Source organism: Pontibacter harenae (genome assembly GCF_020907245.1).
Taxonomy (GTDB): domain Bacteria; phylum Bacteroidota; class Bacteroidia; order Cytophagales; family Hymenobacteraceae; genus Pontibacter; species Pontibacter harenae.
Genome location: NZ_JAJJWH010000005.1, coordinates 50,341 through 64,150 on the forward strand (window position 1 = coordinate 50,341; position 13,810 = coordinate 64,150).

Here is a 13,810-nt window from a genome sequence, read left to right on the forward strand (position 1 = left end):
TTACGGTAGCTATTTGTATATTTGCCTTTTTAAGACCTGACATGACAAAAACTCCAAAACGCTATACCATTACAGCGGCACTTCCTTACGCTAACGGGCCTGTACACATCGGGCACTTGGCTGGGGTTTACTTGCCTGCTGATATTTATGTGCGCTACCTGCGCTCTCAGAACCGCGATGTAAAATTTGTTTGTGGTTCTGACGAACACGGAGTGCCGATCACTATAAGAGCAAAGAAAGAGGGAATTACGCCTCAACAGGCCGTAGATAAATACCATGTGTTGATAAAGCAATCTTTCGAGGATTTCAATATCTCTTTTGATATCTATAGCCGCACGTCTTCAGATACACACCGTGAAATAGCCTCTGGCTTTTTTAAGAAGCTGTATGACGAAGGTAAGTTTGTAGAGCAGACCTCTGAGCAGTATTATGACGAGAAGGCACAGCAGTTTTTGGCCGACCGCTATATTGTTGGCACTTGCCCTAAATGTGGTAACGAGAATGCCTACGGCGACCAATGCGAGTCTTGCGGTACTTCTTTGAATGCCACTGACCTTATTAACCCAAAAAGCACCCTGAGTGGCGCAGTGCCTGTAATGCGCGAAACAAAACACTGGTACCTGCCTCTAAACGAGTATGAACCATGGCTGCGCGAATGGATTATTGATGGCCATAAGCAAGATTGGAAAACCAACGTGTACGGGCAGTGCAAAAGCTGGATTGACCAGGGCTTGCAGCCACGCGCCGTTACCCGCGACCTTGATTGGGGCGTACCTGTGCCTGTTGAGGGAGCAGAAGGCAAAGTATTGTATGTGTGGTTTGATGCGCCTATAGGTTACATATCGGCTACCAAAGACCTTACACCTGAGTGGGAAACTTACTGGAAAGATCCTGAGTCGAAGCTGGTGCACTTTATTGGCAAAGACAACATTGTGTTCCACTGCATAATTTTCCCGAGCATGCTGAAGGCGCACGGAGATTATGTATTGCCAGATAATGTGCCTGCTAACGAGTTCCTGAACCTGGAAGGCGACAAGATATCTACTTCCCGTAACTGGGCCGTGTGGCTGCACGAGTACCTGCAAGACTTTGAAGGTAAAGGCGACGTGCTGCGGTATGTGCTTTGTGCTAATGCTCCAGAGAACAAGGATAATGACTTTACATGGAAAGATTTCCAGGCCCGCAATAACAATGAGTTATTAGCTATACTCGGTAACTTCATTAACCGTGCGGTGGTGCTTACGCAGAAGTATTACGAAGGAGCTGTACCAACACGCGGTGAACTGACGGATTATGACAAAGAGGTGCTGGCTCAACTAGAGAAGTTTCCTGCTAGCATTGCCGATCTGATAGAGCGCTACCGTTTCCGCGATGCTTTAAGCGAGCTGATGAACCTGGCTAGGTTAGGCAACAAGTATCTAGCAGACACAGAGCCTTGGAAACTGATCAAGACGGATGCTGAGCGAGTGAAGACCATCATGAACATAGCACTGCAGATTTCGGCTAGCCTGAACATTCTGATGGAACCGTTCCTGCCGACAGCGGCTCAGAAACTATCTAACATGCTGAACAAGCCAATAGGTAAGTGGGCAGAGGCTGGAGCAGCCGACTTGCTATCTGATGGGCACGTAATAGGTACACCAGAACTGATGTTCGAAAAGATAGAAGATGCAGCAGTAGATGCGCAGGTACAGAAGCTATTGGATACTAAAAAAGCTAACGACGCAGCGAACGCTGTGGTAGAACCAGCCAAAGAAGATATTACTTTCGATGATTTCACAAAGATGGACATCCGCGTGGGGACCATATTGGAAGCAGAGAAAGTGGCTAAAACCAAAAAACTGCTGAAACTGAAAATTGATACAGGTATAGACCAGCGTACGGTGGTAAGCGGTATAGCTGAGTTCTTTAATCCAGAAGATATTATTGGACAGCAGGTGAGCATACTAGTAAACCTGGCGCCACGCGATATTCGAGGTATTACAAGCCAAGGTATGATTTTGATGGCTGAGGATGCCGATGGTTCGCTGGCCTTCGTACAGCCTGGTAAAAAGCTAAAGAATGGCAGTGTCGTTAGATAAACTCTTAACGCTTTTATTCCTATAACAGAAGAGCCGCAACAGCTAAAGTTGCGGCTCTTCTGTTATAGCTAATAGCTCCTTTGCGATCTGCAAAAGCAGGATAAGTATATCATCATGCAGCTTACCTCCTCAAATTTCTCTTTCAAAGGCCTCAACTCCAGAGGGAAAGTTTGGAGTTGAGTCAAATTAAACTACGTTGTTGTCAGCTCTGATGCCTCGGCTGTAATGTTAGTTTTCTGCTCCAGCCTTTCCCGCTCCATTAGCTGAATAACCAAGTATAAACCGACAGCCGTTACGACAGCCATTCCTCCCAAGACCCACCAAAGCGTATCAAAGCCATAGCCAGATACAATGCTGGTGCCTAAATAAGGTGCTACTACATGTGCTGCCGCATAAGAAATTGTGTAAAGACCCATATAGGCACCTCGGTTGCTTTCCACAGAACGCTCTACGGACATGGTAGCCATAAAAGGCATTGCTAAGATTTCTGCAACGCTTAGGAGCAGCATGGCTACAAAGAGCACGCTTGTGTGCTGGAAAAGGTTTAGGAGTACAAAGGAGAACCCTAAAATTAGCACGCCAGCTGGTATAAGAACTGCTTTTCTTGCTCTTTCTCCCAACAGGTATACTACAATCATTTCTAGTAGGAAAACCGTAAGGCCGTTTAGTCCTAGCAGCAAACCAATATTACCTTCTGATAAAGTATAAACCTGACGGTAGTACAACGGTAGGGTAGAAATGAACTGAAAGAAAATAATAGCGAACGCACAACACAGCAGCGCGAAGAGCAGATACAGCTTATCGGAATAAGGGGAACGTATGGCGGCAACAATTGCTTTGTCAGTTGATTGATAACGTTGCGGACGGTGCCCTTGCTGGTTTCTGAAGTAAAAATAGAAGAAAATACCTGCTGCTATACAAGTAGCTCCATCCGCAATAAAGAGCCAATGATAGGAGACAGCTGCTAGCAAACCACCCAACGCAGGACCAATAGAAAAACCAAGGTTTAGGGCCATGCGGTTAAGGGAGAAAGCACGTGTTACGTTATCAGGCTTGGCATAATAGGCAATAGAGGCAGAGTTAGCAGGGCGAAGGCAGTCGTTTACCAAACTAAGTATAAAGACACCAGCCGCCAGATATTCGAACTGCCGTGCGTGTAGCAACAGAAAATATAAGCTGCCACCTAAGGTCAGGCTGAAGAACTGCACTTTGAAATGGCCTACTCTATCCGTGAGCCAACCGCCTAAAAAGGAGCCGCAAACAGAGCCTAAGCCATAAATGCTTAATATAAGTCCTGCTTCTTTTAAAGTATAACCCAACATTTCGGTAAGGTACACGCCCAGGAAAGGCGTTACCATGGCGCCGCTTCTGTTAATGAACATCACCAGCGACATCATCCAGGCAGGCTTTGATAAGCCACCAAAGGCGTTGCGGTAAAGGAGAAGTACACGTTTCATAGTTTTAGAGTAGGTAGTGCTGCGCCAAATAACAACTAGAAATCAAGATTTAGAACAACGCTTAAAAAGCCAATTCATTTAATTCTTAAACTTACTCTGATTGTAAGAATGCAGTTGTAGGTGCAGTAGCTAGTACATTGTGCAGCGGAAGAGTTGTAGTAATGTCTGTAGTGATAGGTTTACTTTTCTACTTCTACAAACGCTGTAGGCCTGATAGGGAAGAGGTTATCAACAAACTTCATAAGCCGCAGGCGCGTGTTCTTTACTCGTTTTCTGATAGGAAGGCTGGAGAAGTCGAAAGCAGCCAGTCGGGTGATATCCTGCTCTAGTGTATATTGCTTAAGTACCGTCTCTAGAAAAAAGTTGGAGATGGTTTCATTCCATTCTTCTTTTGTCGCCCAATAATGGCCGACCCAGTTGCTGGCTGGCTGAATGGTGTAAAAGTAGCCTAGTGCGATAGAAACTGCATATTGCTCTAGCATAAAACTGGTTACACCACCTTTCAGCATCTCATCGCACACCTGTAGTGCCAGTTGTATTGCCTCCAGGTTATGCTGTGCAGGAATAGCAATAACGCCAGAGTTCCACATGGTGTGTGCCTCTGTAATGTGTATGCCTGCAAAGCTTTTGCCCTTAACCTTTTGCCACATGCTTTTTACACGTTTACTTTTCTGCTCGTGCAGCTTGCCCTCTTCTTCATGCATTAGGGCGATGCTCTGAGAAAGGAGCTGTGCAAAACTTAGCTCCTTGCGGTAAAGAAAGGTATCAGAGTCGAGGTAAACTACAGGCCGCTTACCATTTGCCTGAATAAAGTGCTCCAGCGCCTTTATCTTGATTCTGTATAGGTAATTATACTCGCCTTTCCAATCCTCTAGCAGGTCTTTGGTTAGCGGTATGATATTCACTAGGCCGCCAAGGTAAGTGTAAAACTCAGCGTGATCTGTGTATATGTTGATGGAAGTGATGTGCTCCCGCTGCTTTAAAAAAGACAGAATACAGAAATTCGCCTGGTAATGGTTCTTGATGTTTGGCCCGAATGTCAGGAAAAGTAAATCCATGTCTTTGATGGCAGCTTAATTATTCCTGCCTTGCTCAGGCAGAAGAACTTCGAAAGTAAGGGATTATTTCGTATTAAACTGGTTCATGGTACGTTCCAGCCCAATGGTACCAAAGGAAATAACAGCATCAGCAGACTTCTCTATCAGTGTTTGTAACTCAGCTTTTTCATCGTCAGAGAAAGTACTCAGCACATAATCTACTTGCTTTCCCTTGCTAAAATCGTCCCCTACACCAAATCGTAGGCGTGGGTAATTGTTATGCCCCAGTGTCTGCTCAATGTGCTTTAAACCATTGTGGCCGCCCGCGCTGCCTTTCATCCGTATGCGCAGCTTTCCGAAAGGTATGGCAATATCATCTGTAATTATCAGCATTTGCTCTGGTGATAGCTTCAGGCTGTTCAGGTAGTGCCCAACCGCTTTTCCGCTCAGGTTCATGTAAGTGGTTGGCTTTACCAGTACAAACGTTCTGCCTTTCGATTTAATCTCGGTTACGAAAGCATGGCGGCTTACATCAAACTTTCCATCAAACTTCTGTGCCAGGTAGTCTAGCACCATAAAGCCAATATTATGGCGCGTTTCAGCATATTCAGGGCCGATGTTGCCGAGGCCCACAATCAGGTATTTCATGGTTGTATCTTCGGGGTTGGCAGGCTGGTTTTTTGCCAAGCCAAACCAACGTTTTATAGTTTGCAGCATTTTTTTAGACGTAAGACAAAAGGCGTTAAATTCTAGACTTCTTTCTAAACTATAAAGTTGCTGTAGTTCTGTAACAACAAAGCAGCCTTATGTCCTTAGTCATGCTACTTGCGTCTGTAAAGAAAATAAAAAAATCCTGCCCCGCTTGTAGCAGGACAGGATTTTAAAGCTTTTAAAGCTGGAAAGATTACTTCTTACCGCCGCGAGCTTCTTCCATCTGTGCACTCTTAAGAGCACGTGGAATAGTAACTGTCGCTACTGGAGCAAGTGGGTTCGTCAAGATTTCGTAGTCACCCTGCTTAATCTTGCTTACTTTGATTGATTTTCCAAGTTCCAGGTCAGAGATATCAACCTCAATTGCATCTGGAAGGTTAGCTGGAAGTGCTTTGATTTTTAGTTTACGTAGCTTAGTAACAAGCTTACCACCAAGAATTACACCTGGAGAGTTACCTACGAATTTCACAGGAACTTCGATTTTTACTGGCTTGTCTTCCTGTAATAAAAGGAAATCTACGTGCAGTAGCATTTCGTTCACTGGGTGGAACTGTACATCCTGCATAACGGCTCTATAATGTGTGCCTTCTATATTCAGATCTACTTCGTATACTTCTGGAGAATAAACTAAGTCTCTGAACAGGATAGCTGGTGCATAGAAGTGAACTTGCTCAGCGCCGCCATAAAGTACTCCTGGTACAAAAGACTCATTGCGCAGTTCTTTTGACTGCTGCTTACCGAGATTTGCTCTTTTAAACCCTATAATCTCTAAAGTTTTCATAAAATGAAATTGTTAAATGTTTTGAGGACGCAAAGGTAAGGATTTTTTGTTATTGTTGATTGCTAGTTTGTCAATTGTTTTTTATGAAACTGTGAAAAAACAGCTGACAATCAATTAACAACAGTTAGATAAACAGAGAGCTGATAGACTCATGCGTTACGACACTATTAATAGCCCTGGCAAAAAGATTGGAGAAAGAAAGTACCTTTATCTTAGCGCTCTCTTGCTTCAGTGGAATCGTATCTGATACAATAAGCTCTTCGAGTGCAGAATTTTCTATGCGCTCGTAAGCAGGACCAGACAAAATAGGGTGTGTAGCGATGGCTCGTACCGTTTTGGCGCCTTTGTCTTTCAGCAACCCAGCAGCCTTTGTAATGGTGCCTGCTGTGTCTACCATGTCATCTACTAGCACTACGTCCATGCCTTCTACATCTCCGATCACCTGCATAGAGGCAATCTCGTTAGCGCGTTTGCGGTGTTTGTCGCAAACTACCATTTCGGCACCAAAGTTTTGGGCAAAGGCTCTTGTTCTTACCACACCGCCCACGTCTGGGGAGGCGAAGATCAGGTCGTTGCCCAGGTTAAGGCTGCGCAGGTATGGCACAAATATGGCAGATCCGTTTAAGTGGTCTACAGGTATGTCAAAAAAGCCCTGAATCTGGCCTGCATGTAAGTCGCAGGTCATCAGGCGGTCGGCACCAACAGACTGTATGGCATTAGCCACTACTTTTGCGCCTATAGATACACGGGGCTTGTCTTTTCTGTCTTGGCGGGCATAGCCATAGTAGGGCATTACTACAATTACTTTGTGAGCCGATGCACGCTTGGCTGCATCTATCATCAGCATTAACTCCATCAGGTTGTCGGCTGGCGGAAAGGTAGATTGTACCAGAAATACCTCAGCTCCACGAATAGACTCATTGAAGTGTACGCCTATCTCACTGTCGCTAAAATGAGATATAGTTAAATCGCCTAGCGGCTGACCATAATCGGATGCAATTTTTTCGGCTAAGTAAGTAGATGCGGAACCAGAAAATATTTTAACCAGGGGCTGTGGCATAAGTTGCTAAATGCTAAATATTGAGGGTTTAGGTTTAGAATACTATGCCTGCAAAGCTACCAAAAATACTTATAGGAAGCTATGCAAGGGGCTTGATTTAAAATAGGTTATCTAAAAGCCTTAAAAGCAAAAAGAGAGCAATTCACAAACGTGCATTGCTCTCTTTTTAAGTTGTCCGACCAGGTTTCGAACCTGGACTCTTCTGAACCAAAATCAGACGTGTTGCCAGTTACACCATCGGACAGTTTACCTCCCAACTAAGGGTGGAAGCCCCGTCGTTGTTTGGTGATGCAAAGATAGGAAGAGGTTTTTAAACCGCAAACTATTTTTTAGAAATTTCTCTAAAAATTTAATCTAGAATCTGCTGTAGGGCCGTGTCAAAGTACTTTTTAGCTACTTTAACAGTATCAAATAATAGTTTATCGATATAACAACTGTGGCTATGATTTTCGCCTAAAATAGTGAATTTCATATCTTTATTTTGAAGTGCTAACCAAAAATTGACTCGTTTTTATGGTACTAAAGGAGCTACTTCATAGCTTTCGCTCTAGCCAAACAAAAAAATATCTTTTTCTGATTTTTTTATTCTTTCTACATCTAAACCAATTTCATTCGGCATAGCAAAATCGGATAATTTGATATAAACACCACCACCAGCTACTTTGTATTTTTAAACAGTTAGCTTGCTTCTCCCTCTTTGTCGGCTGCTTATTTTTTTAGGTTCTTACTTAAGTTGATGCTTGAAGAAAGGGAAGAACTTTATTTTGTAGTAAGTATGCAGGTGTACAGAGGAAGCAATTCCATTATTCGCCTACCAAGTAAATCTGCTTGCCTGCTTTTTGAAAAGCTTAAGTTATCTTAATTTCTGTCGTAACCATGGTACTAACGATACCTGTGGTTGGAGCTGAGATACCGAGCCATCGTCAACAGTGGCACAGTACAGGCGAAAAGGATGTGCCTACATGGAATTTTTACAGATAAAACTGCTGAATATGTGTCACCTAAGATAGGGAAATGCGTAAAGAAATCCTGCTTACTCTTTTTTCTCTTTTCGCTTATGATGATTACCGACTCAGAAATTGTAACAACCACTTGCGGTCGCCAATTAGATTTAAGTACGACTGAACTGGTGATTGAACGCTCTAATAGTCTTTTTAGCTATAACATACATAAGCTGAAATCGGGAGAATATGTTATAGCGGAAAAGTTTTATGCAAACCCCTTCAACAACAGGTATATTTTGCTGAACGATGATCAGATAGAGATGCTGAGGAACCTGTAGGCTCTAATTTGTAAATCAGCATATCCGTTACGTGTGTTGAATACTGTTTTAGCTCTTTAGCTCGAACTGGCTTATTTTCACTTTAAACACAAATTCGCCATCCACTTCAACCTGAGTACCATCGCTGTGGTAAAACTCAGCGAATACAGAGTCTTTGTCTATTATTTCTAAAACAGAACCTTGCTGACCGAGACAGAGGCCTGAAGCAATATTCTCTGTTAATTCTATTCTTTTGTACAGTATAGAAGTGGTTCAGGTACATGTCCTGTAGCCTAGATCTTGTACGCCTGCCTAGCCAACAGTTTCCAAGTGTTGTTCTGCTTCTGCCACACTAGCATCACACCAAGTTTTACAGTACCAGGATTGCCGCTATCATTTGTTTTAGCGTCTAGCTGGTGGCGCACAATGGCCGTGTTGCCTACTACTTTTATAGTTTGGTTTGTTAAATCTAGTGTCACAAAATCCGATTTGCCACTAACAATAGACTCTACAAAGGCACTTTTGTCTTCTATTTTACCGCTGGAGTGTCCATAGGTTAAATCATTGGCGGCTATACTTTGCAACTGAGCCCTATCTGCCTCTACCATGGCTACTCTTAATTTTTCTACTGCATCTGCCACAGCTTTTTCTTCTTTGCTCTGAGCATTGGCGACGATACTTATAAAAAGGCAAAGTATTAGCAGGTATAAGTTCTTCTTCATGAGGAAACGGATTTGTTCTAAATGTTAAGATAGAAAACATCTGCTGTCCAGACAAGAGGTAATATAATTAACTAAAAAAGGGTCGCAACTAGCACGTGTTAGTTGCGACCCTTTTTTAATTAAGGAAAAGTAAATTTACTCTTCTTCAGGTCTGGCAGTTGATCTGCGTTTGGAATCACCTGTGTTTTCTGTTTCACGGTTCATCTCATCAATGTCTACTGTCTGAGAATAGTCATCGAGCAGGTGCTTTGTAAAATAATCGCCCATCATCCAGAAGAAGTACTCCGTCATAGGGCCAAAGCCGTGGCGCTGGCCAGGCATCAGCATAAAATCGAAGCGCTTGTTGGCTTTAATTAGAGCGTTGGCCATACGGATGGTGTTGGCAGGATGCACATTATTGTCCACGTCACCAGTCACTAACAATAAATGGCCTTTCAGGTTTTTCGCCAGGTCAGGGTTCTTATCTATCGCATACTGGAAAGTAGTGTCACCTTTAGGTGAGATCACTTCTTTCACCCCGTGGTGCTTTTCGCTCCACCAGCGGTTGTAGATGTTGTTTTCGTGGTTACCTGCTCCCGAAACAGCTACTTTGAAGAAATCTGGGTAAACAAGCATAGCCGCCGTAGACATAAACCCACCACCAGAATGGCCTGTTATACCTACTTTGTTTATGTTGATGTACTTGTGGCGGTCGGCCAGTTGCTCAATAGCTGCTTTCTTGTCGGCCAGGCCATAGTCGCGGAGGTTACCGTAACCATAGGTGTGGTACCACTTAGAGCGGGCAGGGTGGCCACCTCTGTTGCCTACTGTTACTACCACAAACCCTAATTGCGCCAAGCGGTCAATACGGTCCATGCTGCGGCCAAAAGACTTATTTACAGACTCTGTTTGCGGACCAGGATATACATAAGTAATAACAGGGTAAGTTTTGGTAGAATCAAAATCGAAGGGCTTGTACATAACGCCATAAATATCGGTTATGCCATCATCGGCCTTTACCTGAAACGGCTCTGGGAATTTATAGCCAGTTGTCATCAGGCGAGTAAGGTCGGCTGTTTCAAGGTCCATCAGCTTACGGCCTCTTACGTCGTATAGGCTCGATACAGGCACTGTGTTTACCCTGGAGGCAGTGTTTACAAAGTACCTGTTGCCATCGTTCAGGCTCACATTATTGTCGAAGTTGCCTTTGTTTAGGAGTGTAAGGCCGCTACCATCGAAATTGATTTTGTACAGGTGCATCAGGTACGGGTCTTCACCTTTTTCACGGCCGTTGGCAGTGAAGTAAAGTACACGGTTCTTTTCGTCTATACCTTCTATACTCTCACAGTGGAAAGCTCCTGATGTAATTTGGTTTTTTAAGTTACCAGCGTTGTCGTACAGGTAAAAATGGCCCCAGCCATCACGCTCTGACCAATGGATAAGTTCACGACCGCTGTTTACCAAGCCCAGGCGCTGTACCTCTACATAGGTGTTGAAGCGTTCGTTTATAAGTGGTATTACTTTGTCTGTAGCCACTTCGTACATACAAACGTCTATTTTTTTCAGGTCGCGGCTGGTGCGGGTAAAGTAAAATTTGTCCTTGTCGCCTAACCAGGTATTGGTTCTTTCTGCATCGTCGCGGCTACTCTGCAGCACTGGTGCCGACCACAGCGATAGCTCCTGATCTTTGAAAGCGTATGTTTTAATTTTCTTCTGAGTCTGAGTGCTTAGGTCGAATAAGAGCAGTTCTCTTACTGGTGCTTCTTTTTCACCTGGCATTTGGTACTTGTACGTTTCCAGTTCTGGACGGCCATTTGCGGTGTTATGCACTACCCACAGGTCTTTTACTTTACGCTCGTCTGTTCTAATCAAGGAGAAGCCTTTAGAGTCTGGCGACCACATGATATAAGCAGGCTTTCTGTTCTTCTTGTTTTTCTCGCGCTCCACGTTTGTTTCACCTCTGGAGTCTCCGTAGCTATAGTATTCTACTCCGTCGGTAGTAAGCTGATGTTCTACGATTGTAGAGTCCTTCTCGTTCTTAAGAGCCTTTTCATAGTTGGTTCTGTCCATCCAGTACAGGTTAAACTCCTTGGCAAACACCACAACCGATTTGTCTGGCGACATAGAGGCCCATCTTGGCTTCTGCTTCGGCTTTTCGTAGTCCTTTAGCTCTGTTAGCTGGTTTGTTTGCAAATTATAGCGAAAGAAGAACGTCTTTTTCTGCAGAGAGTCAGGAGACTTCTTGTTGATTCTGTCTTTCTTCACTTCATCAATGCTGCTTTTTATTTCGAAAAGCACATGTTTTTCATCATCCGAAAACTTAAAGTTTTGGATAGGCAGGTGTTGCGCATCAAAAGGATCTTGCACAATGGTCGTGATGGCAGCGGCCACTTTTGCGTTGTCAAATATCTGACGTTTAGATTTTGAGACGGGATCAACTAAATACCAGTTTTTGCCATTGCTCGTCTCATATTCGTACCAAAACCGATCGCTTTGCTTTAGCCAGTGCGGATCTAAGTTGGTAGTGAAAATAAGTTTTTCCAGTTTCTTCGGAGAGAAGCGGGAGGCTAACTGGTAGTTTCCTTTGGTGGGTGCGTTCGTTTGAGCCTGTACCCCAACGCATACGAGTAGCAGGTAAAAAAAGAGTAATGTCTTCTTCATAAAAAAGATTGGGAGTTGATGTTTCGACTGTGAATATAGGGTGACGGTTTTGTAAATAAAAGCAACCCATCAGATAATGAGCATAGAACAGTTCTAAGTATATGTACAGGCACCGCTTTATAAGGCTCATGCAGAACCTGAATCAGCGTTTCTGTTGCTTTGCCCTTTGTTATATGTGAAGATAGGTAAGTTGTAAGGATTGTTTATTAATGATGCAGTTGCTGTAAGCCTGATAATGTAGCTGAGTTTAAGCTTTTCCTTCATTAAGCAAAACCTTGTCTGTAAACAGCAAGGGCAGGCAAGAGGGGAGCAAAGAGGTGTTTAGAAGCGATAGACTAGCTTTAAGCCAACCCTTATTTTATTTGGCAGTGAGGAGGTTAAAACTTTTTAATGTGTTATATGGATTTAAGAGATTTATGCACTAATTTCGCAGGCTAAAATAACTCCGTTACATAAGTAATTTAACATAACAAAGTCAAATGGCGAATATTGGCAGAATTACCCAGGTTATCGGTCCAGTTGTGGACGTTAGCTTTACGGGTGAAGGCTCAAAATTACCAAATATTTTGGATGCCCTGGTAGTGACAAAAGGCGACGGAACAAGAGTGGTTCTGGAATGTCAGACGCACCTTGGCGAAGACCGTGTGCGTACCATTGCTATGGACGCTACCGAAGGTCTGACCCGCGGAGCTGAAGTTATAGACATGGAAGCACCTATTTCTGTACCAACAGGCGAAGGAATTAAAGGTCGTCTCTTCAACGTAATTGGTGAGGCAATTGACGGTATTCCGCAGCCAGTGAGCACAGGAAATCTGCCAATTCACCGTCCAGCTCCTCGTTTTGAGGATCTTTCTACTGCATCAGAAGTACTTTATACTGGTATTAAAGTAATCGACTTGATCGAGCCTTATGCAAAAGGTGGTAAAATTGGTTTGTTCGGTGGTGCTGGTGTGGGTAAAACTGTATTGATCCAGGAGCTAATCAACAACATCGCGAAAGCTTATGCAGGTCTTTCTGTATTTGCTGGTGTTGGTGAGCGTACACGTGAAGGAAATGACTTGCTTCGTGAAATGATCGAGGCTGGTATCGTTCGTTACGGTGATGCGTTCATGGAGTCTCTGGAGCACGGCGGATGGGATCTATCTAAAGTAGATCAGGAAGCCCTTAAAGATTCTAAAGCAACCTTCGTGTTCGGTCAGATGAACGAGCCGCCAGGGGCACGTGCCCGTGTTGCCTTGTCTGGTCTTACACTTGCAGAATATTACCGTGATGGTGATGGTTCAGGCCAAGGCCGCGATATCCTTTTCTTCGTTGACAACATCTTCCGCTTTACGCAGGCAGGTTCTGAGGTATCAGCCCTTCTTGGTCGTATGCCATCTGCGGTAGGTTACCAGCCAACACTGGCAACAGAAATGGGTGCCATGCAGGAGCGTATTACGTCTACAAAGCGTGGTTCCATTACATCGGTACAGGCCGTTTACGTACCTGCCGACGACTTAACTGACCCTGCGCCAGCGACAACGTTCGCCCACTTGGACGCAACTACAGTACTTTCTCGTAAAATCTCCGAGCTAGGTATCTACCCAGCGGTAGACCCTCTGGATTCTACTTCAAGAATCCTGACGCCTGAGATTGTAGGAGAGGAGCATTACCGTACAGCTCAGCGTGTAAAAGAAATTCTGCAGCGCTACAAAGAACTTCAGGATATCATCGCGATTTTGGGTATGGACGAACTTTCTGAGGAAGACCGTCAGGTTGTTCACAGAGCGCGTCGTGTACAGCGTTTCTTGTCTCAGCCGTTCCACGTAGCTGAGCAGTTTACAGGCCTTAAAGGTGTGTTGGTTGATATCAAAGACACCATTAGAGGTTTCAATGAAATAATGGACGGTAAGTATGACCACCTGCCTGAGTCTGCCTTCAACTTGGTTGGTACCATTGAAGATGCAGTAGCTAAGGGTGAGAAAATGCTTGCTGAAACAAGATAGTTTAATCAGTTCCGAGTTCTGAGTCACGAGTTCTGAGTTGTTCATCAACCTTTACTCATGACTCAGAACTCGTGA

At 44.0% G+C, this 13,810-nt stretch carries 10 protein-coding genes and 1 tRNA gene; 3 read left to right on the forward strand and 8 right to left on the reverse strand.

Annotated features, from left to right (window positions below):
• The first annotated feature begins 41 nt into the window (after positions 1 to 41).
• Positions 42 to 2,081, forward strand: coding sequence for a methionine--tRNA ligase (gene metG, locus LN893_RS04235; protein ID WP_229968557.1), 2,040 nt, complete (start codon positions 42 to 44; stop codon positions 2,079 to 2,081).
• A gap of 191 nt (positions 2,082 to 2,272) precedes the next feature.
• Here metG and LN893_RS04240 read toward each other — a convergent pair whose 3' ends face one another.
• The 6 genes from LN893_RS04240 to LN893_RS04265 form a co-directional block, all read right to left on the reverse strand.
• A complete protein-coding gene (locus LN893_RS04240) occupies positions 2,273 to 3,538 on the reverse strand; it encodes an MFS transporter (protein ID WP_229968558.1) in 1,266 nt (421 codons plus the stop codon).
• A gap of 179 nt (positions 3,539 to 3,717) precedes the next feature.
• Entirely contained in the window at positions 3,718 to 4,596 is an 879-nt protein-coding gene (locus tag LN893_RS04245; RefSeq protein WP_229968559.1) for a hypothetical protein, read from the reverse strand.
• Between the two features lie 63 nt (positions 4,597 to 4,659).
• Positions 4,660 to 5,223: an aminoacyl-tRNA hydrolase gene (gene pth, locus LN893_RS04250; protein WP_229968648.1), complete on the reverse strand. Its 564-nt coding sequence runs from the start codon at positions 5,221 to 5,223 to the stop codon at positions 4,660 to 4,662.
• Positions 5,224 to 5,479: 256 nt separating this feature from the next.
• Complete coding sequence (locus LN893_RS04255; RefSeq protein ID WP_229968560.1) at positions 5,480 to 6,067, reverse strand: 50S ribosomal protein L25/general stress protein Ctc; 588 nt, start codon at positions 6,065 to 6,067, stop codon at positions 5,480 to 5,482.
• Between the two features lie 124 nt (positions 6,068 to 6,191).
• Positions 6,192 to 7,127, reverse strand: coding sequence for a ribose-phosphate pyrophosphokinase (locus LN893_RS04260; RefSeq protein ID WP_229968561.1), 936 nt, complete (start codon positions 7,125 to 7,127; stop codon positions 6,192 to 6,194).
• Positions 7,128 to 7,298: 171 nt separating this feature from the next.
• A tRNA-Gln gene (locus LN893_RS04265) sits at positions 7,299 to 7,371 on the reverse strand.
• 813 nt (positions 7,372 to 8,184) lie between these two features.
• Between LN893_RS04265 and LN893_RS04270 the strand changes: the two genes are divergently transcribed.
• Entirely contained in the window at positions 8,185 to 8,409 is a 225-nt protein-coding gene (locus LN893_RS04270) for a hypothetical protein (protein ID WP_229968562.1), read from the forward strand.
• A gap of 272 nt (positions 8,410 to 8,681) precedes the next feature.
• On the opposite strand, the gene LN893_RS04275 is transcribed toward LN893_RS04270, so the two are convergent.
• Both LN893_RS04275 and LN893_RS04280 read right to left on the reverse strand, forming a co-directional pair.
• On the reverse strand, positions 8,682 to 9,110 hold the full coding sequence (locus LN893_RS04275; protein ID WP_229968563.1) for a nuclear transport factor 2 family protein: 429 nt from the start codon (positions 9,108 to 9,110) through the stop codon (positions 8,682 to 8,684).
• A gap of 135 nt (positions 9,111 to 9,245) precedes the next feature.
• Positions 9,246 to 11,750 (reverse strand): S9 family peptidase, encoded by a 2,505-nt coding sequence (locus LN893_RS04280; RefSeq protein WP_229968564.1) that lies wholly within the window; start codon positions 11,748 to 11,750, stop codon positions 9,246 to 9,248.
• Between the two features lie 479 nt (positions 11,751 to 12,229).
• On the opposite strand from LN893_RS04280, the gene atpD reads away from it, so the two are divergent.
• Positions 12,230 to 13,735 (forward strand): F0F1 ATP synthase subunit beta, encoded by a 1,506-nt coding sequence (atpD, locus tag LN893_RS04285; protein WP_229968565.1) that lies wholly within the window; start codon positions 12,230 to 12,232, stop codon positions 13,733 to 13,735.
• The last annotated feature ends 75 nt before the right edge of the window (positions 13,736 to 13,810 follow it).